This window comes from Saccharothrix sp. ALI-22-I (assembly GCF_001984175.1).
In the GTDB taxonomy this organism is placed as follows: domain Bacteria; phylum Actinomycetota; class Actinomycetes; order Mycobacteriales; family Pseudonocardiaceae; genus Actinosynnema.
In genome coordinates this window covers 1-20,816 of record NZ_MTQP01000038.1, presented here as the reverse complement: position 1 = coordinate 20,816, position 20,816 = coordinate 1, and the positions used below count along the sequence as shown (strand labels likewise).

Below are 20,816 nucleotides of genomic sequence, written 5' to 3'. Positions count from 1 at the left end.
CGAGGACAAGCTCTTCCGCTACCTCCAGCACGTCACGGCGGAACTGGACGAGGCGCACCAGCGGATCCGCGAACTGGAGGCCGCGCAGGCCGAACCGGTCGCCGTCGTGGCCATGGGGTGCCGCCTCCCCGGGGAGGTGCGCACTCCCGAGGAGCTGTGGGCGCTGCTCGTCGAAGGTCGCGACGCGATCTCCGGCTTCCCGACCAATCGCGGGTGGGATGTGGACGGGCTCTACGACCCGGACCCGGACAAACCCGGGACCACCTGTGCGCGCGAAGGCGGTTTCCTGTCCGGGATCGACGAGTTCGACGCCGCGTTCTTCAGGATCTCCCCACGCGAAGCGGCGGCGATGGACCCCCAGCAGCGCCTGCTGTTGGAGACGGCGTGGGAGGTCTTCGAACGCGCGGGCATCGCGCAGCCCGCGCTCTCCGGGAGCCGGACGGGTGTCTTCATCGGCGCGGCGTCGTCCGGCTACGCCGTCGGCGCGCACGACGCGGTGTCCGGATCCGAGGGCTACCTGGTGACAGGCACCGCCCTGAGCGTCGTTTCCGGGCGCATCTCCTACGTCTTCGGCCTGGAAGGGCCGTCGATCACACTCGACACCGCCTGTTCGTCGTCGCTGCTGGCGGTACACCAGGCGTGCCTCGCCCTGCGGCAGGGGGAGTGCTCCCTGGCACTGGCCGGCGGCGTTACCGTCATGACCAAACCCGGGATGTTCACGGAGTTCAGCAGGCAGCGCGGACTCGCACCGGACGGGCGCTGCAAAGCCTTCGCCGCCGCGGCGGACGGCACCGCCTGGTCCGAAGGAGTCGGGTTGGTGTTGCTGGAGCCGTTGTCGGAAGCCCGGCGCAACGGACACCCGGTGCTGGCCGTTGTGCGCGGCAGCGCGGTCAACCAGGACGGTGCGAGCAACGGCCTGACCGCACCGAACAGGTCCGCGCAGCGGCGCGTGATCGAGCAGGCAGTCGCCAACGCCGGCCTTGTGCCGGACCAGGTTGACGCCGTCGAAGCCCACGGCACGGGCACCAGGCTGGGTGACCCCATCGAGGCGCAGGCGCTGCTGGACAGCTACGGCCGCCGCGACCCGCAGCACTCCCTGTGGCTGGGCACCATCAAATCGAACGTGGGGCACACGCAGTCCGCCGCGGGTGTCGCCGGGGTGATGAAGATGGTCCTGGCCCTGCGGAACGGGATCCTGCCCCGAACGCTGCACGCGGACGAACCGACCCCGCACGTCGACTGGTCCTCCGGCGCGGTGCGCCTGCTGACCGGGAACCGGCCGTGGCCGGAAACCGGGCGGCCACGGCGCTGCGCTGTCTCCTCCTTCGGCGTCAGCGGGACGAACGTGCACGTCGTCCTCGAACAGGCGCCACCGTCCGCACAGCCGGGGCCAACGCGTGACCTCATGCCACGCGACGCGCCGTACGTGTTGTCGGCGAAGAGCCCGGCGGCCCTGCGCGCCCAGGCGTCAGAACTGGCATCGTTCATCGAGAGCCGGCCCGACTCCGACATCGCCGGGATCGGGTACTCGCTCGGCGCCACCAGGACCCACTTCGGCTGCCGAGCGGCGGTCGTGGCGGGTGATCGCGCCGAGCTGGTCGGGGGACTGGTCGCGTTGGAGAACGGCGAACCCCGCGCCGACCTCGTCGAAGGCGGCCCGGACCAGGGTCGACTGGGTTTCCTCTTCTCCGGCCAGGGTTCGGAGCGGCCGGGCATGGGAAGCGGGCTCCACGCCGAGCACCCGGTTTTCGCCGAAGCGTTCGACGAGGTGTGCTCATACGTCGACCCACTCCTGGGCCGTTCGCTGCGGGAAGTCGTCTTCGGCGGACCGATGACCTGCACCGCACACGTCCAGGCGGGCCTGTTCGCCCTGCAGACGGCGATGTTCCGGCTGCTGGAGTCGTGGGGTGTCAGGCCCGACTTCCTGCTCGGCCACTCGGTGGGGGAGATCGCCGCCGTGCACGTCGCGGGTGCCTTGTCCCTGGCGGACGCGTCGTCGCTGGTCGTCACGCGGGGCATGCTGATGGCGCGGACACCCACCGACGGTGCGATGGTGGCCGTGGAGGCCGCAGAAGACGAGGTGCAGGCCCTGGTCGGGCGGAACGCCGTGTCGGTCGCGGCGGTCAACGGTCCCCGCTCCGTCGTCGTCTCGGGCGAACGGAGCGTGCTGACCGGGCTGGTCGACCGGTGGGTCGCCGCAGGGTATCGGGTGCGCTGGTTGCGCTCGGCCCACGCCTTCCACTCCGCCCGGATGGACCCGGTGGCGGCAGCGCTCGAACAGGCCGTCGAGGGCCTGTCCTGGGCGCCGGCGCGCATCCCGGTGGTTTCGTCCACAACCGGGCGGCTGTTGCCCGTCGAGGAGATGAGCTCACCGCGCTACTGGGGCAGGCAGGTCCGCGGGACCGTCCGCTTCCACGACGCCATCACCACGCTGCGCGCGCAGGGGGTCACCACGTTCGCCGAACTCGGTCCCGACGGTGTGCTGTGCGGCTTGGGCGAGCGTTGCGGGGCGGAGTCGGATGAGGCGCTGGAGTTCGTGCCCACGATGCGTTCGGGAGAGCGCGACGGCCGGGTGCTGGCGCTCTCGTTGGCGCGCCTGCACGTCCGCGGGGTCGACCTCGACTGGGCCGCGGTGTTCGGCGGGGAGCGGAGGACCGAGCTACCGACCTACGCGTTCCAGCGCCGGCGTTACTGGCTGGAGGAGTCGGAGCGCCGGGGCGAGCCCGCCGACTTCGGGCTGGAGCCGGTCGACCACCCGCTGCTGGACGCGGCCGCCCGGGTACCCGACGGTGGCGGGTTGGTACTGACCTCAGCCGTGGCGTTGCGGGATCAACCGTGGCTGGCCCAGCACGCCCTCGCCGGTGTCCCCGTGTTCCCCGCGACCGCGTTCCTGGAACTCGCACTGCGCGCGGGGGCCGAAACGGGGTGTCCAGGAGTCACCGAGCTGACCTTGGAAAGGCCACTCGCCCTGGATGACGCCGAAACCGTTCGGGTGCAGGTGAGCGTGGGCGAGCAGCGCGGGGACGGAACGCGCCCCGTCGCCGTCCACTCCTGTCGCACCGGGCAGGAGTGGGTGCGCCACGCTTCGGGAACGTTGACGGCCGAGGTCGAGGGGCCCCGCCGGGATCGGGGCGGGCCCTGGCCCCCGGAGGGTGCGGCCCCGCTCCCGATCGGAGGGTTGTACGAAGGTCTCGCCGAGCACGGGTTCGACTACGGCCCGGTGTTCCAGGGCCTGCGTGCCGCCTGGCGCGCGGGCGCGGAGGTCTTCGCCGAGGTCGCCTTGCCCGAAGACGTCGAACCCGCTCCCGGTGAGTTCGCGCTCCACCCAGCGTTGCTCGACGCTGCGCTGCACGTCTTGGGGTGCGTGCCCAACGCGTCGCCGGGTGCGCGGTTGCCGTTCGCCTGGAACGGAGTGTCGCTGCACCGATCACACGCGTCGGTGCTCCGGGTTCGCGTGACACCCCACCGCGACGGTGATTTCGACACCGTCTCCGTCCACGTCGTCGACGGCTCGTGCGAGCCCGTGATGTCCGTGACGTCCCTGATCATGCGCCCGGCGGAACCGACCGGGTTCACCGCGGGGAACGGCACCGGCTCCGCGGTGCTGGCCGAACCGCGATGGGTGGAGCTGGCGATGCGGGCATCGCCGGACGGGCGGGGGTGGGCCGTGTTGGGACAGCTCCCGTTCACCATCCCAGGCGTGCGGTGCGAATCGTGGGATTCGCTCAGAGGTACCGGCGTCGCACCGGACGTGGTGCTGGCGTTCCTCCCACCCGACCCCCAAGAGGACGGCGTCGCGGGTGCGGCCCGTGCGGCAACGCTCGGCGTCCTGGGCCTGGTCCAGCGGTTCCTGGCCGACCGACGGTACGACGCGTCGAGATTGGTCCTGCTCACGCAGGGCGCCGCGGGCGACGACGTCGCGGACCTGGTGCACGCGCCGGTGTGGGGTCTGGTCCGGTCGGCGAGGTCGGAGCACCCGGACCGCTTCGTGCTCGTCGATCTCGACCGGAGCGCCCGCTCCTGGGAACTGCTGCCGTCCGCGCTCGCGTCCGGGGAGTCCGAGGTGCTGATCCGTGACGGAGTCGCGCGGGTGCCCGAACTCCGCCGGGTACCGAAGCCGGGGACCAGACCGGGGCGGCCCGGTCTGGGTACCGTGCTCGTCACCGGCGGCACCGGAGGTATCGGCGGGCAGATCGTCCGTTCCCTGGCCCGGGAGTCCGGGGTCCGCAGCCTGGTGCTGGTCGGCCGCCGCGGAGCGGACGCACCGGGTGCTGCGGAGCTGAGGGACGAGCTCACCGCACTCGGGGTACGTGTGGAGTTCGTCGCCTGCGACGTTTCGGACCGGAACGCACTGGCCGAGGCGCTGCGCCGAGTCCCGGAGGACGCGCCGTTGACCGCGGTCGTGCACGCCGCCGGTGTGGTCGAGGACGGTGTGGTGGAAGCGCTCACCCCGGCGCAACTCGAACGCGTCCTGGTGCCCAAGGTCGACGGCGCGTGGCACCTGCACGAGCTCACCGCCGGGCTGGACCTCGCCGAGTTCGTGCTCTTCTCCTCCGCGTCGGCCGTTCTCGGCGGTCCGGGACAGGCCAACTACGCGGCGGCGAACGCGTTCCTGGACGCGTTGGCCCGATACCGGCGCGTGCGCGGACTGCCTGCGCAGTCGCTGGCCTGGGGCTGGTGGGAACGGGTCGACGGCATGGCGGGGAACCTGGGGAAAGCCGACCGCCGGCGGTTCACCCGCGTCGGCGTCCTGCCGCTGACCGACCACCAGGGCACGCAGCTCTTCGACGACGCGCGAGCCGGCGCACAGCCGGTCCTCGTGCCGATCCGGATCGACACCGCGGCGCTGAGCCGGGCCGAGGCACCCGGCTTGCTGCGGGGTCTCGGACGCGGTGGCCCCCTCCGGGCGGGCGGCACCGCGAACGACGGGCTGAGGCACGACTTCGGTGCGCGAACCCCGGCGGAGCAACGGGAAGCGCTCCTGCGGCTCGTGTCCCACCACGCCGCGGCCGTGCTCGGCCACACCACACCGGAGGAGTTCGACCCGGCCACGGGCTTCCTGGAGCTCGGTTTCGACTCGCTCACCGTGATCGAGCTGCGGAACCGGATCGCCCGGGCCACCGGAATCCGACTGTCCCCCACCGTGCTGTTCGACCACCCCACGGTCGCGGCGCTGACCGAGCACCTCCACGCGGAACTGGTGCCGCGGCTCCAGGCGGTGCACCCGGTGCTCGCCTGCCTCGACGCCCTGCGGTCCGCACTCGCCGCGGCGGACCCGGACGACGGGATGCGCCGCGAGATCACCGCACGGCTGCAACTGCTGACCGCCGAGTGGAGCGGCACGGCGAACGAGCAGCCTTCCGCCGACATCACCACCGCCACCGATGAGGAACTGTTCCGGATTCTCGACGACGAACTCGAAACGCCAAGCTGACCAGCGGACCACGGGGACACCACGGATGCACAACGAACAGCGGCTGCGGGACTACCTCAAGCGCGCCACGACCGACCTGCGCCAGGTCCGCCACCGGCTCGCGGAGATCGAGGAGCGGGACCGGGAACCGATCGCCATCATCGGAACGGCCTGCCGCTACCCGGGGGAGGTGCGGTGCCCGGACGACCTGTGGGACCTGGTCGCCTCGGGCGTTGACGCGGTGTCGGGGTTCCCGGTCAACCGGGGCTGGGACGTGGAACGGATCTACGATCCCGACCCGGACAGGGAAGGGACCTGCTACACCAACTGCGGCGGGTTCCTCCACGACGTCGACCGGTTCGACGCGGAGTTCTTCGGCGTCAGCCCCCGGGAGGCCACCGCGATGGACCCGCAGCAGCGCCTGTTGCTGGAAACCTCCTGGGAGGCGGTCGAACACGCCCGCATCGCACCCTCCGAGCTGCGTGGCAGCCGGACGGGGATGTTCGCGGGAGTCATGTACCAGGACTACTCGGCGCGGCTGACCAGCACCCCCGAGGGGTATGAGGGGTACCTCGGGAACGGCAGCGCGGGCAGCCTCGCCTCCGGTCGCGTGGCGTTCACCCTCGGTTTGGAGGGGCCTGCGGTGACCGTGGACACCGCGTGCTCGTCCTCGCTGGTGGCGATCCACTGGGCCTGTGAATCCCTGCGCCGCTCGGAGTGCTCGCTCGCGCTGGCCGGTGGTGTCACGGTCATGTCGTCACCGAACGTGTTCATCGAGTTCAGCCGGCAGGGGGGCCTGGCCCCGGACGGTCGTTGCAAGTCCTTCGCCGCTTCGGCCGACGGCGCAGGGTGGGGTGAGGGCGTCGGGGTCCTCCTGCTGGAGCGGCTCTCCGACGCCCGGCGCAACGGGCACCCCGTCCGGGCACTCATCCGCGGCACCGCGGTGAACCAGGACGGCGCGAGCAGCCGGCTGACCGCGCCGAACGGGCCCGCCCAAGAGCGGGTCATCCGCAGCGCGCTGGCCCGCGCCGGGCTGGCCCCGGAACACGTGGACGTGGTGGAGGCGCACGGCACGGGCACGCCGCTGGGCGATCCCGTCGAGGCGCGGGCGCTGGCTGCGGTCTACGGCGGAGGACGCACTCAGGACCGCCTGCTGTGGCTCGGTTCGCTGAAGTCGAACCTGGGGCATACGCAGGCCGCGGCCGGTGTCGGCGGCGTCATCAAGATGATGGGGGCACTCGAGCACGGCCTGCTGCCGGAAACCCTGCACATCGGCGAACCGTCACCGCACGTGGACTGGGCGGCGAGCGGCCTGCGGCTGCTGACCACCAGTCAGCCCTGGCCTCGGACCGGCCGGCCGCGGCGCGCGGGTGTGTCGTCGTTCGGCATCAGCGGCACGAACGCCCATCTCGTCCTGGAACAGGCACCCGAGGAGACCGATCCGGACAGTGCGGTGGCGACGGGGACCGGTGCGGTTCCGTGCGCGCTCTCGGCGAAGACAGGCGCGGCCCTGCGGGCGCAGGCGGAGCGGCTGCGGGAACACCTGAGCTGGAAGCCGCGCGCCCTGTCCGACGTGGGGTGGTCGCTGGCGACCACGCGGTCGAACTTCGCCCACCGCGCCGTGGTCCTGGCCGGAACGGGGAACGACCTCGCCCAGGGCCTGGACGCACTCGCCCAGGGGGATCCGGCGGCAGACGTGGTTCAGGGGGTGGCGGCCACGAACGCCAAGGTGGTTTTCGTCTTCCCCGGCCAGGGTTCCCAGTGGCCGGGGATGGCGCGGGAACTCCTGGCCTGTTCGGAAACCTTCGCGCGGCGCGTCCAGGACTGCGCCGCCGCCCTGTGCTCCCATGTGGAGTGGTCCCTGCTCGACGTGCTGCGGGGTGCGCCGGGTGCCGCGTCGCTGGAGCGGGTCGACGTCGTCCAACCCGCGCTGTTCGCGGTGATGGTGTCATTGGCGGCCCTGTGGCGGTCCTGTGGTGTGGAGCCCGCCGCCGTCGTCGGGCACTCACAGGGCGAGCTCGCCGCCGCGTGCGTGGCCGGGGCGCTGTCGCTCGACGACGCCGCCAGGATCGTCGCCCTGCGCAGTCGCGCCCTGGGGCAGTTGGCCGGGAGCGGTGCGATGGCCTCGGTCGCGCTGCCCCACGCCGAAGTCCTGTCGCGGTTGCGCGACACGCGGCTCTCGGTGGCGGCGGTGAACGGTCCTTCGTCGACGGTGGTTGCGGGAGACGGCGACACCGTAGACGAGTGGCTCACCGAGCTATCCGCGGCGGGGATCCGGACCACTCGCCTGGCGGTCGACTACGCCTCGCACTCGCCCCACGTCGAGCTGATCCGGCAGCAGGTGCTGGACGCCGCCTCCGGTGTCCGACCGCAGCAGGCGCGGATTCCGCTCTACTCCGCGGTGACCGGTGACCGGATCGACCCGGGGGAGCTGACTGCCGAGTACTGGTACCGCAACCTGCGCTCTACGGTGCGGTTCCGGCACGCCACCGACGCCCTGCTCGACGCTGGCCACCGGTTGTTCGCCGAGATCAGCCCGCAACCGATCCTCACGCACGGAATCCAGGAGAGCATGGTCGAGCGAGGTTTCGAGGGTGCCGCGCTCGGATCCCTGCGACGCGAAGACGGTGGTCTCGACCGCTTCCACCGGTCCTTGGCCGAAGCCCACGTGCACGGTGTGACGGTCGACTGGGGGCCGGTGCTGGGGAACGGCAACCACACCGTGGACCTGCCCACCTACGCCTTCCAGCGGCAGCGCTACTGGCTGGACGATCCGGCGACCCCCCGGGACGTGGAGTCGGCGGGTTTGGCGGCTGCCAACCACCCCCTGCTGGCCGCCGTCGTGCCGGTGGCCGGCTCCGACGAGTTCGTGCTCACCGGCCGGCTCAGCCTGCGCGCGCATCCATGGCTCGCCGATCACGCCGTGTTCGGGGTGACCTTGCTGCCGGGAACCGCGTTCCTCGAGATGGCGGTCCGGGCGGGCGGCGAAGTCGGGTGCCACCGGGTCGAGGAGCTGACCGTCCACACCCCGCTCATGCTGGACGAGCACGGCGACGTCGCGATCCAGGCGACCGTGGGCGCGCCCGACGCCGCGGGCCTGCGCCCGGTGCGCTTCCATTCGTGCGGGGCCGACGGGCCGTGGACGTGCCATGCCTCGGGAACCCTGTCCGAGGGCGTCGACCCCGTCGGCCCGTCCGAGCCGTGGCCGCCTCCCGGTGCGGAACCCGTGGACCTCGCGGACCTCTACGACCGCCTGGCCGAGTCGGGTCTGGAGTACGGGGCGTCGTTCCAGGGTTTGCGGGCGGCGTGGCGGCGCGGCGACGAGATCTGCGCCGAGGCGGTGCTCGCGGACGACACCACCGGTTTCCGGGTGCACCCGGCGTTGCTGGACGGCGCGCTGCACGCCATCGCCCTCGGGGTGGAGGCCGGCCCGCCGAGGCTGCCGTTCTCCTGGCAGGGCGTTTCGCTGGCGGCGAGCGACACGGCGGTGCTGAGGGTGCGGTTGACGTCGAGCGGCGATTCCGCGTCGTTGACCGCGACGGACGAGGGTGGCAGGCCCGTGTTCTCCGTGGACTCGCTGGTGCTGCGGCCGATTGGTGCCGGGATGATCCGGAACGGGCGTCGGCCGCTGCATCTGGTGGAATGGGAGCCGGCGACCGGCCTCGCCCGCGATTCGTGGCACTGGGCCGCGCTCGACCCGGTCCCGGTGGCACTGCTCGCCGGGATGTCCGGTGTCGACACCGTCACACCGGAGTCCGACGCGCCTGACGTCGTGGTCGCGTTCCTCGTCGGAGAGGAGCCGGAGGACGTGGTCGAGGCCGCGCGCAGAGCGACGCACCGTGCCTTCGAGCTCGTTCGCGCATGGCTGCGGCGCCCCGACTCGTCCCGTCTTGTGTTTGTGACGTGCGGCGCGGTGGCGGCACACCCCGACGAGGACGTGGCAGACCTGGCGCACGCACCGGTGTGGGGACTGGTGCGTTCGGCGATGCTTGAACACCCGGACCGGTTCCGATTGGTGGACATCGACGCGACCGAGGACTCACGTCGGGAGCTGCGCCGGATCGTGGGCGCGGACGAACCGGAACTCGTGGTGCGCGCCGGCGCCGTGCTCGTACCTCGACTCACGCGCGTTGACCCGGACCCTGCGGCTTCGGCGGCAGGTCTGTCGCGGGGCACCGTGCTGATCACGGGTGGCACGGGGACGTTGGGCAGGACCGTGGCGCGCCACTTGGTGGCCGAGCACGGCGTGCGGGACCTGCTGCTGGTCAGCAGGCAGGGCCCGGATGCCGCCGGCGCGGCGGAGTTCGCCGCGGAATTCGCCGGATCGGGCGCGCGGGTGCGGTTGGCAGCGTGTGACGCCGCCAACCGCCAGCAGCTTTCCGAGCTGGTTCGGCAGATACCGGCCGACCGGCCGCTGACCTGTGTCATCCACGCGGCGGGTGTGCTCGACGACGGTGTGCTGACGTCCTTGACGCCGGAGCGGTTCGAGGGCGTCCTCCGCGCGAAGGTGGACGCCGCGTGGAACTTGCACCAACTGACCGCGGAACGCCGCGAGGTCGAGTTCATCCTGTTCTCCTCGGCGGCAGCGGCGCTGGGCAGCGCCGGCCAGGCGAACTACGCCGCTGCCAACGCGTTCCTCGACGCGCTCGCCCACCACCGCCGCGCGCGGGGACTGCCCGCGCAGTCCTTGGGCTGGGGCCTGTGGGAGCAGGCCAGCGGCATGACGGGCCATCTGGACAACGCCGACCGGCGGCGGATGAGCCGAGCGGGCGTCCTGCCGATGTCCAACCAGCAGGCGCTGGCGCTGTTCGACGCCGCACGCGGGATGGACCGGGCGTGCGTGCTTCCCATCCGCATGGCGACTTCGCAGCCCCGACGCGACAACCGCACCACCGCGCCGGCCCCCGACGAGGACATCGCGACCCGGCTGAAGGAGCAGAACCCGGAACAGCGGAACGCCACGCTCCTGCACCTGGTTCGGACCCAGGCCGCAGCCGTTCTCGGCCACGCGGACGCCGAGGCGGTCACACCGGGAGCGGCATTCTCCGCGCTCGGCCTGGACTCGCTCACGGCGATCGACCTGCGCAACCGCCTGGCGACCGCGACGGGCCTGCGCCTGCAACCGACGTTGGCCTTCGACCACCGCACCCCGGAGGCACTGGCGTCCCACCTGGCCGTGGAAATCGTCTCGATGGACGGCGACGAGCCGGAGCCGGTGACCGGTGAGGCTGCGACTGACCCGATCCGCGCGTTGTTCGAACAGGCTTGTGAGCAGGGCAAAATCGAGGTCGGCGTGGGGCTCCTGCGCGGTGCCGCGATGCTGCGACCGACGTTCGAACAACCCGGAGAACGGGGCCAGATCGCCGAACCGGTCCGCCTCGCGAGCGGGCCGAGAGGCCCGCACGTGCTCTGCTTCGCGGCGTTCTCCGCGCTGGGCGGCGTTCACCAGTACCTGCGGCTCGCCGCGCCGTTCCGCGATCAACAGGACCTCTCCGTGATCGCGTTGCCGGGCTTCGACGGAGAGGAGGCCCTGCCCGCCGACCTGGACGTGCTGCTGCGATCCCTGGCTGACGTGGTGTGCCGCTCCACGGCGGACCCGTACGTGGTGCTGGGCTCGTCGTCCGGGGGCTTCCTCGCCCACGCCACCGCGAGCGAACTGGAAAGGAGAGGAGCGGGCCCGCTCGGCGTGGTGCTGCTCGACACCTACCTGCCCGACCACCGGTGGTACCCCACGATGCAGAGCACCATGATCCGGGAGATGTTCATGCGCGACGGGGACCTGGTGCGCATCGACGGCACCAGGCTGGGAGCCATGGCCTGGTACGGGGGCCTGTTCACCGAGTGGCGACCCAGCCCGATCGCTGCTCCCACGCTGCTCGTGCGGGCCTCGGAACCGATGGACGGTTTCACGGACCACGCGGACGATGAGCGATGGCGGACCTCCTGGTGCCTGAAGCACTCGGTCGTCGACGTCCCTGGGAACCACTTCACCATCGGGGAAACCCACGCCGCCTCGACGGCCAACGCGGTCCGTTCGTGGCTGGGCGAACTGGCCCGACCAGCTGAGACCCGATCACGCGCAAATATTCACGACGCGGCTGGAGCGACTGCCGAGCGATGATGAACCGTTTCCACCGTCGCTTTGGCAGTCGGCGTTTCGCACCACTACGATGTGTGGTCGCGCCATGGCCGCGGCGAGTTGAGGGTTTGCACCGGGTCAGGAATCCACGGAGTCGGTCATCTCGGCGGCGATGGTGGCCGGGTAGCGGGGGGCAGAGGGGCATATCGACGCTTTGGGCGGGAACTCGCGGACGACCGGCCGACGGGTCCTCCATGCGGCGCCACGCGGCCGGACCTACCGCGAGTTCGGCGTCGGTCAGCAGGGCGGGGTCGAGCCTGCGGCGCCGGCAGATCCCGTAGTACCTTCCTGGACGTTCCGGAGCACGTGCCGGCGGTGGTCGCCGCACGTCGTGATCCCTGCTCGGTGGTCATGGCGGACAACGACATCTGATGGTCCTTTCGGGTGGGAACACCCCGACCGCCGTCACAGCCTCTGCCGTGGATCGTCCTGTTGATACCCGGTCCGTCGATGTGAAGGTGGTCATGGTGATGGTTTCACGACCGGAGGATCCGGATCTGCTCGGTGCGTGGCTGCGGGCCAAAGGGCCGGCTGTGCGCCGCAAACGGTCGGAGGATCCGTTCGTCCATCTTGGACTGCGGTTTGCCTTCTACTAGGGCAGTCGCACTTGTAGTTGATCACGCTGGTTGGTTGCGGCGGAGTCGGGTTCGGTAGTGGTACCACCTGGCGCGTGCCTGGTGGCGTCGTCTCCACATGACCCATTTCAGGTGGTGGTCCTGGGGGTGGTGTTTGCGGGTGACGAGGTTGAACAGCCGTTTGATCTCGGCGACGGTCGGTGCGATCAGGCCGGTGTCGACCGGTGGTTCCTGATCGGGCCGGGTGGGCAGGATTGGTTGTGGTGCCCGGGTTTTGGCTTGGCCGGCGGTGACGGCGCAGACGGCGGGGGCTGCCATGGTGAGCACGATGTGCCGCAACAGTGCGGTGTAGAGCCGGACCTGGGAATGGTCCAGCCCGAAGTGGTCCTTGCCGAACCCGAAATCCTCCTCCACCGGCCAGCGCAGGCACGCCACCCGCACCAAGGTCATCAGCGTGACCGGCCGCCTGGGCGGGACGTAGTAGTAGTGATAGGCCAGCTCACCGGTGCCCAGGTGCTTGCGGATCAACAGGAAGTGTCGGTGGTCGGTAGTCGCGACCCACGCCCAGGCGTAGCGGCGTTCGCCCTTGGACCCGGCAACTGCGCGGATCTGCCACGAGCGGGCAGCGGTCAGAAACCGTGTCACCGCGGCGTCGGCACGCGGCCTGACACCCGCCGCCAACTCGGCGCGGAAGGCGCACCCCACCCGCAGTACGTACCCGATCCCGTTGTCCTCGCAGAAGGTGCGCAGTTCGCCGGAGCGGCCGTAGACCTCGTCACCGGCGCACCAGGACGGCATCGACCGGCCGGTGACCATGTCGCCCAGGATGTCGATGGCTGGCTGTGGCTTGGTCCGGAACCCGATCCCGTCGCCGATGCCGAGCGCGGCGCGGCGGCCTGGGTCGTCGAGTTGGTCGGCGGGAACGTAGATCCGGGCGCCGACCAGCGCGTGCCCGCCCGGAGTGGCATAGGAGCAGTAGACGTGTCGACCCCGTTGGCGATCCGGCCCGCGCAGCCCATGTACTGCCGCTTGACCCCGGCGGTGGCGGCGCCGGTTTTCTCCTGCCCGGACTCGTCCAGCGCCGCCACCACCAGCGGCTGACCGGCCAGGTGCTCGGCCACGAATCCGCGGATCACTCCCATCGCGGTGTCGTGGTCCCAGACCGCGTGGTTGACCAACCGCTGGGTGCGATCGGGAGTGGTGTTCCCGGCGTGCTCGGCGATGGTCCAGCCGTTCTTCCGCGGCAGGTCGCTGACCAGTGCCGCGACATACTTCTCCGCCTGCCGGAACGGCTCCACCCTGCGGAAACACGGCTTCAACCGCCCGTGTAACCCGGCCAGATTCGACACCGCCAGGGCACCCTCTGTGATGGCAGTCGCAGCCGCCTCGCGGTTTTCTTGCGTCACAACATGATCATCGCGAGGCGGCTGCCCTCGTGATCAGCGGGCCCCAAGTCCCTCACCAGCCAAGATCACCAAAGTGCGCTGCCCTATGCCACGAGAGCGGAACTCGTTGCCGGGATTGACAATCGGGTCATGTTCTACAACAGTGTGCAGCGGCACTCCGTGCTCGGGATGCTTAGTCCCGCGACTACGAGAAGTCACTCCGAGCGGCTGCCTGAACCTGGTAAGCTCCCTGTCCACCGTTCGGGGTGAACCTCAATTCTCGCCGTCTACCCGGCCGTGTCCTGCCCAGCACACGGCGAGTGCCCTCGACATCACCCGATTCCGCCAACCCGATTGCTTGAGCGGTGGTCACACGCCCAGGTGAAGCATCTAACACCGATGAATGACTGCGCTTGCAGCTGTTCCTGCGTGCCTTGAGTCTGTGTCTGGGCAGTGCCCAACCGACCTCAGGGAGATCACGAATGGACAGCACCACGCAGGACCTCGTCTCGACTAAGATCGCGATGGCGTTCGACGCGCTAAACCTTAACGGGAACGGCCAGCTCGAGTGGGCCGACTATGAGGCCCTCATCAGCCGCTACCTGCAGGCCTACAACGTCAGCGAGGACGACCGGCGTGCCAGGGCGCTCCGCGCGTACTACCAGATGTACTGGCTGGAGCTGCTGCGGCACTCGGGCGTCTCCGGGGATAGCCTGACCAAGGAGCAGTTCACCACGGCGACCCGCCTTGCCACGATAGACACCAGCCGCCTCAACGCGGTCGAGGGCGGCGCCCACGCGATCTTCGATTTCATCGACGCCGACGGCGACGACGAGATCACCAAGGGCGAGTTCTCCCGCTACCTGCGGGACGTCTTGCGGATCCAGGCCCCCGACGCGATGGACGCCTTCTCCGCGCTGGACACCGACAGCGACGGCATCATCTCGCGGTCCGAGTTCATCCGCTCCGCGCGTGAGTATCTGGCTTAAAGATCTTTCGGTATTTGAGTGAGGACTGTCATAATCGGAGGCCGGTGTGGTCGAGGAAGTTGAAGCACAGCTGGTAGCTGCTGCCGACGCGTTCCAGGCTGGCCTGTGCGGCGGTGTGGGCTTCATCGATGGTGTCGGGGCAAAGATTGGCCAGCTCGGTGGCTTTGACGTTGCCCCACACCAGTTCCATCGGGTTGAGGTCGTGGGCGTAGCCGGGCAGTTGTTCGACCACGAGCCAGTGCCGTTGGTGGCCAGCCAGGTCTTCATGGCCTTGGGGCGGTGGGAGGGAAGCCCGTCTCAGATCAGTGTCACGGGCTGTCCGTCGAGGTGGTCGTGCAGGTCGGTGGGGAACCCGATCGGCGACGCGGTGTCGTAGCTGCCGTGCTTGATCTGGAACACGAACACCGCCTCGCTCCGGTCGGGCCGGTAGGCGAGCGCGCCGGACATCGACATGCGCTTCCAGGAGAACCGGTGCCGCAGCACCGGGGTCCGGCCTCTCGGCGCCCAGGTGGCCCTCACCACGGGAAGTAGGGAGAACCCGCTCTCGTCCTGGAAACAGATCAAGGCCCCTCGGCGCCGGGCGCTTTTTTGTGCGTGGCCCTTCGCGCAGCAGTGAGCGTTTTTCATCCTGCGGCGATCTCGTAGTTCTGAAGGACGTGGATGGCCTTGGCCAGGCGGCCGGCGCGGTACGGGCAGCACCGTAGCTTGCGCAGGACGCGCCAGGTCTTGAGTTGGGCGTTGGCACGCTCGCCCGGTCCTGTGCCGCTCGAAAAGTCATCGTCGCTGGTAGAACGAGGGCTTCAGCGTGTTGAGAGCATGTCCGGGTGTTCGTGTCGCGACGGTTCGTGCGAGCGCTTTACATCCCCAGCAGGTCACGGAGATAGCACTGTCCGAATCTTTATGGAAGTCCCATGCGGTCACGCTTTGGGCTACGCCGGTCAAGATGGGTGCAGCGCATCCCTGCCGCCGAGTCGGTCCAGCTCCAGAAGGATCGCCCGAAAAGCGTCCGGTTCGACCTCGACCAATTCGTCGACCAGGTCGAACCAGTCGTGGGTCGCAAGGTTGTGTGCCAACTTCTTGTGTTCCGGGAGGCTATTCTCTTGCAGCCATAGCGCTCCGGGCCCGGCTACGGGACCTGCCGGCGTGTTGTCGTAATTAGGGAACCGAGGCTCCCGATCCACCGACTCCGCGATTTCGGTCAGGGTGCGCAGCGGATCGGGCAAGGGCATGAAGAGCCGACGGGAACCGTCGATTCTGACCGGTCGCCGCCCGGTGTGCCCGACGACTGTCCGGATGTGGTGCCATAGAGCCGTGACCCGAGGGCGGTCACCCAGATCCGCTGCGGCTCGGAGTGCGGACAGCAGGATCTTGATGCGTGCTTCGAGTTCAGCGATATTGTCGGCGACGCCGACTACCTCATCGAGCAGGTCTGCCTTTCTGGCCGTCGTGGCGATGAAGGTGAGTGCGGCGGCACGGTCGTTTGAGGTCTCGGCCGTTCTGGCGAGTTGGGTCGCTCGGTTGTCTTGTGCCTGCGCCAGCAGAATACGGATTAGTTCCAGTCGTGGGCGCCGTTGCAGACGAGGATCTGCGATCGTGTGAAGAGTCTGTTCGGCGCGGTCGATGGCCCCGTTGACGGCAAGCCCTTCGGTGATGATAGACGATCCCGCCGACCGCACCTCCTCGGTGGAGAACGACCGGACCAACCGTTCGGCGCGATCGAACTCCGCGAAGTCGGCCATGACTTGCACCCATCGCAGCAAACGCCTCTCGTCGATGCTCGTCGATGCCGGTCGTGCCGCATCCTCGGTCAACGTGACAAGATGTGACGCCCGCTCGATCTCGTGGCGGCGAACGAGTGCGACCGCGACGGAGAGAGCCCCGGTGATGTCTTCGGACGGCAACATGTGGGATCGCACCATCGATTCGGCTTCTTCGATGGCGCCGGCATCTGCCTTGGCGACGGCGATCGCCATGATGGTGAACCTTCGCCATTGGCCCTGAGGGAGTTCTTCCAGCGTCTCGTCGACCTCGTCGACCAACCGTGAGGCTCGTGACGGATCGCCGTTTCTGCCCGCGGCGACGGCGACGGCCGCGAGCCGCGCTGACAGGTACTTGACATCGCTTGCGGTCCGCGCCAATTCCTCTGCCTTGTCGAGGTCCAGGGTGGCGAGGGCTCGGGTGACGTCGAGCAGGCTGTACTCCTGGCCGTCGACATCGCTGATCGTGGCAGTGACAGCGCGCGCTACGTCGCTGAGTCCGGCACCTGCGAGCGCATTGGCGGCCTTGGCCTTGTCGTGGTCGGACACGGTTCGGTCGACGGACGGGAGGTCAAGAAACCGATCCGCGATATCTGCTATATCCGGTGCGACCGGCGAGTCCTCGGTGAGGATGCCGTCGGCGAGGTCCGTCGCTCTCGACGAGTGCCCCAGACTGGCCGCGGCGGCCGCCACCTTGGCGATTGCGGTCACATCCGCACGACCGCCTACCTGTTTCAGCGTCTCCTCTGCTTCGGTGTACCAATTCGAGGCATCGTCGTGTTCCAGGTCGTCGAGCGCCACGTGCGCGAGCGACGCGCATGCCTCGGCACGTTCCTCCGGATGCTTGATGGCATCTACGGCCCGTCTGGTTCGTTCGTAGTCTTTGATCCGCATCGCGGCTTCCGCGAGTTCGGCGTACGGCCACGAACCCCACCACTGGTTGAAGGATTTGGCCAGGTCCTCGGCCTCGTCCAGAAGGCGGGCCGCTCGTTGCTGCTCGCCCGCCCGGTGGAATTCCACAGCTGCGGCCGTCAACGCCCGGCTGCGTACAACGAGGTCACCGATCACGTTCAGGAGCGCTTCTGCATGGTCGAGCCGGCCAACCATCGCCCATACGGACGGAAGGTGAGCAGGGATCCAATCGTTGCGCGAGTACAGGCTCGTGCGGTGAACCGCGAGTCTGGCCAAGGCCACCAGATCCGGCTCCTGCTGACGCAGCAGTACTCTCTGGACGGCCTTGATCTCGTCCAGCACGATGTGGTCGTGACCGGTCGAAGCCGAGACGAGGTCGTGCCGGCGAGGATCGGTGACGTATTCGAGGGCGCGGGGCACGTCACCGATCGCGGTGAGGGTCGCGGCATAACCGTGGACGAGGTAACGCGGGGTGTCCGACGGCCACTGGCGCACACGGTAGCTGTCGGCCCAGATGTGGAGGCGTTCACGGTAGTGGTCCAGTCGCGGGCCGAGCATCTCGGAGGCGACGGAGTAGAGCTGGTCATGGGCCAGGACATACACCGGGGGTGTACCCGGTCGACGTGAAAAACTACGTCCGGCGGTAGTACGAAGTTCGTCCTCCACATGCCAGTCCGACGTGGCGGCCAACTCTGCGAGATCACGCACGGCCAGACCACCGGCGGCGGCGGTCATGAACCCGAGCAGGTCTTGCTGGGTCGAGGTACCGCGTATGAGGTGTTTCAGTTCCCTGATCATGACATCGCGCACGGCTCTGGCCTTTGGGGACGTGGACAGGTGTCTGACGATCGACGATCGGTACAGAGGGTGATCAGGTGGCACGTCGTCGGGAAGATCCGGATCCGGGCGACCGGCCACGATGACCCGAACCCCGGTTCGCGGTAGCAGTGCGGCGATGCTGTGGGCATCGGGTGATCCATCGACACCGCGGTCCTCGTCCAGCCCGTCCACCGCCAACACAAAATGCTCGCCGCGTTCCTGGCACAGGGTGGCGGCCTGTGCCAACAGGCCGAGTAGGTGGGACTCCCTCGTCGCGGCGGTCAACAGCGGCGGCAAGTCCTCGCCGAGCATGGCGAGCAGCTGCTCCAAGACGTTGTCGATGAACGCGGTTCGATCGGACTGGTCTGCCAGGCTCGCGGTGACGAAGAACGACACCACCTGCACCCCTGGTGGCGGATGGAGCACGAACCACGACATCAACGCTGACTTGCCCGCCCACGGCCCCGCACGCAACCACAGGTAGGAACCGGCCGTCGACGGATCCGTACAGAACGTCGTCAGCTCAGCCAACTCCGCTTCCCGTCCGATCAATTCCGGCGGAGCCACCTGCTTCACCTGGAACCGGTACCGGGTCCGCACTGGCACACCGGTCTGCAGATTCACATCACCCACATGCACCCAGGCATCCCGACCGGCCTGCACGATCGTTCCCGAGCCGGAGGCCACCCCATACTGCCCGACGTCGCGCTGCCCGTCAGCGGCATCGGCACGGTTCCGGCCGAGGGCGGCGCCACTCGGATCGACCGAGCCGTCGACGGACTTCCCGCTCTCCGGAGCGAAAGGTGGTTCCTGGGCCACGGGGCGATCCTGCCTTCACCACGACCGTCCGACACCCAATGAAGTGCGCATCAGACCCGAATGCCGTAACCACAATACGCAGAAATGCGGCCCCTGGGACTTGCCCCCCGGACGTTGGGCACCAGCCACTTCGATCCTGGTCCGGGTCGACAGGAGTCCCGCACAGATGGTACTGAAGCACTACTAGGACTTTGTTATTGAGTCGAAAGTGATCGTCTTCCTATAGGTTGATCACTCGTGATCGAGGTCGGGGGTGCGCACCGGTTGTCGCCTGCGGAGCGCGAGGTGCTGCGGTTGCGGGTGGTGGCGGCGTTGGAGGCCGGTCGGGTCGAGGGCTACCGGCAGGCCGCGGAGGTGTTCGGGGTCTCCGAACGCTCGGTGGGCACCTGATGGCGCGCCTACCGACGGGACGGTCGCGACGGCCTGGCGACCCGCACGGGACGCCCCGGCCCTGCCGAACTGATCAGCGGAGAGGATCGGGGCACCCTGTTCGCGGCGATAGCCGACCACACCCCGGAGGACTGCCGATCGGCGGCCCGTTGTGGACCCGCCAGCCGTGGTCCAACTGATCCGGCTGCTCGTCGGGGTCGTCATGACCGAGCAGGGCGTCGGGTTGTGGCTGCGTCGGCACGGGTTCACCCCGCAGCGCCCCGCGCGGCGGGCCTACGAGCAGCAGCCCGCCGCGGTGCGGGCCTGGCTGGACGAGGACTATCCGGCGATCGAGGCCCGGACGAGGTCCGAGGGTGCGGTGATCGCGTGGGTCGACCAATGCGGACTGCGCTCCGACACCGCCCCCGCCCGGTCGTTCGTGGGCGCCCGAGGGCAGGCCGCCGATCGTGCGGGTGACCGGGAAACGGCTGCGGGTCAACGTCATGTCCGCGGTCGCCTCGCGTGGCGCGTTGTGGTTCACCGTGTTCACCTAGCGGTTCACCGCGCCCGTATACGCCCGCAGCAGGTCGTGGGGCTGGTAACGGCCGTCGGAAATCTGATCGACGAGATGCGCCCGCCGCAGCATGTCCAACGCCCGGCGCGTCTCTCGCAGGCTGACCCCCGCCAGGGCCGCAGCCGCGTGGTCGTCCGCGTCGTGCCCGGGGTGCAGGCCGAGCAGCCGGAACACCCTGGCAGCCACAGCGTCCAGCCGCCGATACGACCAGGAGAACACTGCGCGCACGGCGGTATGCGGATCACCGTCGGCATCCAGCAGATCGAGCGCACCCTGCTGGCCGGAAAGCTCGTCGACGAACTCGCTGAGGCCGCGGGTGGGCCGTGACCGGATCAGCTCGGCAGTGATCCGCAAGGCCAGGGGTAGCCGGGCGCACCGCTCCACCAGCGCCCGGGCGGCTCCCGGCTCGGCGTCCACCCGGTCGCCGAGCAGCTCGCGGAGCAGACGGTGGGCGTCCTCGCTCGGCAGCCGATCGAGGTCGAGCCGGTGGGCGCCCTCACGAGCGACGAGGCCGGCCAACGCGTCCCGGCTGGTCACCACCACGAAGCACGACGAGCCACCGGGCAACAAGGGCCGCAGTTGCTCCACCGTGCGGGCGTTGTCCAGCAGGATCAACATCCGGCTTCGGGCGACCAGTGTGCGAAACCGCGCGGCGCGTTCGGCGAGGTCCTGCGGAATCGCCGCGCCCTCCAAGTCCAGCGCGCGCAGAAACCCGGCCAGCGCGTCTTCCGGCGAGACCGGCTGGTCGGGACCATATCCGCGCAGGTCGACATACAGCTGGCCGTCGGGGAACCGTTCTCGCACCCGGTGCGCCCACCGCACGGCCAGCGCCGTCTTGCCCACGCCGGCGGTTCCGGCCACAGCCGAGATCACCGCGGCCTCCCCGGTGGACAACAGGTTGTCGAGCTCCGCGAGTTCGGCGTCCCTGCCAACGAATCCACGCACATCCACGGGCAACTGAGCAGGAACGCTCGCAGGCGAGGTCTTGTCGTCCGGCCCCGGTGTCTCTCCGGCGAGCATGCGCTGGTGCAGCTCACAGACCACCCCCGCTCGCGCGGGGAAGAC

General features: G+C 69.5%; 7 protein-coding genes and 5 pseudogenes. 5 read left to right on the top strand and 7 right to left on the bottom strand.

The window, feature by feature from the left end:
* Nucleotides 1–4: 4 nt before the first annotated feature.
* Together ALI22I_RS04495 and ALI22I_RS04490 are read left to right on the top strand one after the other, a co-directional pair.
* A pseudogene (locus tag ALI22I_RS04495) lies at nt 5–5,434 on the top strand (SDR family NAD(P)-dependent oxidoreductase); the annotation flags it as partial.
* Nucleotides 5,435–5,471: 37 nt separating this feature from the next.
* Nucleotides 5,472–11,534, top strand: a pseudogene (locus ALI22I_RS04490) (SDR family NAD(P)-dependent oxidoreductase); the annotation flags it as partial.
* Nucleotides 11,535–12,169: 635 nt separating this feature from the next.
* On the opposite strand, the gene ALI22I_RS54420 reads toward ALI22I_RS04490, so the two are convergent.
* Both ALI22I_RS54420 and ALI22I_RS55320 read right to left on the bottom strand, forming a co-directional pair.
* The gene (locus ALI22I_RS54420; RefSeq protein ID WP_443216892.1) at nt 12,170–13,057 is read right to left on the bottom strand and encodes a transposase; all 888 of its coding nucleotides are present in this window, start codon (nt 13,055–13,057) and stop codon (nt 12,170–12,172) included.
* Nucleotides 13,058–13,092: 35 nt separating this feature from the next.
* Nucleotides 13,093–13,425 (bottom strand): annotated as a pseudogene (locus ALI22I_RS55320) (transposase); the annotation flags it as partial.
* 569 nt (nt 13,426–13,994) lie between these two features.
* Here ALI22I_RS55320 and ALI22I_RS04480 point away from each other — a divergent pair.
* Entirely contained in the window at nt 13,995–14,501 is a 507-nt protein-coding gene (locus ALI22I_RS04480) for an EF-hand domain-containing protein (protein WP_077004279.1), read from the top strand.
* Between the two features lie 28 nt (nt 14,502–14,529).
* Here the strand turns inward: ALI22I_RS04480 and ALI22I_RS52975 are convergent, their stop codons facing one another.
* The 4 genes and pseudogenes from ALI22I_RS52975 to ALI22I_RS04465 all read right to left on the bottom strand — a co-directional run bounded on the left by ALI22I_RS52975 (nt 14,530) and on the right by ALI22I_RS04465 (nt 18,808).
* Entirely contained in the window at nt 14,530–14,733 is a 204-nt protein-coding gene (locus tag ALI22I_RS52975) for a hypothetical protein (RefSeq protein WP_238598082.1), read from the bottom strand.
* A 65-nt stretch (nt 14,734–14,798) separates the two neighbouring features.
* Entirely contained in the window at nt 14,799–15,020 is a 222-nt protein-coding gene (locus tag ALI22I_RS52970) for a hypothetical protein (RefSeq protein WP_238598080.1), read from the bottom strand.
* A gap of 104 nt (nt 15,021–15,124) precedes the next feature.
* Nucleotides 15,125–15,259: pseudogene (locus tag ALI22I_RS48570) on the bottom strand (IS5/IS1182 family transposase); the annotation flags it as partial.
* 180 nt (nt 15,260–15,439) lie between these two features.
* Complete coding sequence (locus ALI22I_RS04465; RefSeq protein WP_077004278.1) at nt 15,440–18,808, bottom strand: hypothetical protein; 3,369 nt, start codon at nt 18,806–18,808, stop codon at nt 15,440–15,442.
* A 237-nt stretch (nt 18,809–19,045) separates the two neighbouring features.
* On the opposite strand from ALI22I_RS04465, the gene ALI22I_RS50385 reads away from it, so the two are divergent.
* Nucleotides 19,046–19,198 (top strand): hypothetical protein, encoded by a 153-nt coding sequence (locus tag ALI22I_RS50385; RefSeq protein WP_179118088.1) that lies wholly within the window; start codon nt 19,046–19,048, stop codon nt 19,196–19,198.
* Between the two features lie 151 nt (nt 19,199–19,349).
* Nucleotides 19,350–19,502: pseudogene (locus ALI22I_RS55315) on the top strand (helix-turn-helix domain-containing protein); the annotation flags it as partial.
* 225 nt (nt 19,503–19,727) lie between these two features.
* On the opposite strand, the gene ALI22I_RS04450 reads toward ALI22I_RS55315, so the two are convergent.
* Nucleotides 19,728–20,816: NB-ARC domain-containing protein (locus ALI22I_RS04450; protein ID WP_238598079.1), on the bottom strand; the 1,089-nt coding region annotated here is incomplete at its 5' end.

Coding starts and splice junctions, on each gene's coding strand:
- ALI22I_RS04480 (WP_077004279.1), top strand. CDS start 13,995: ATGGACAGCACCACGCAGGACCTCGTCTCGACTAAGATCGCGATGGCG.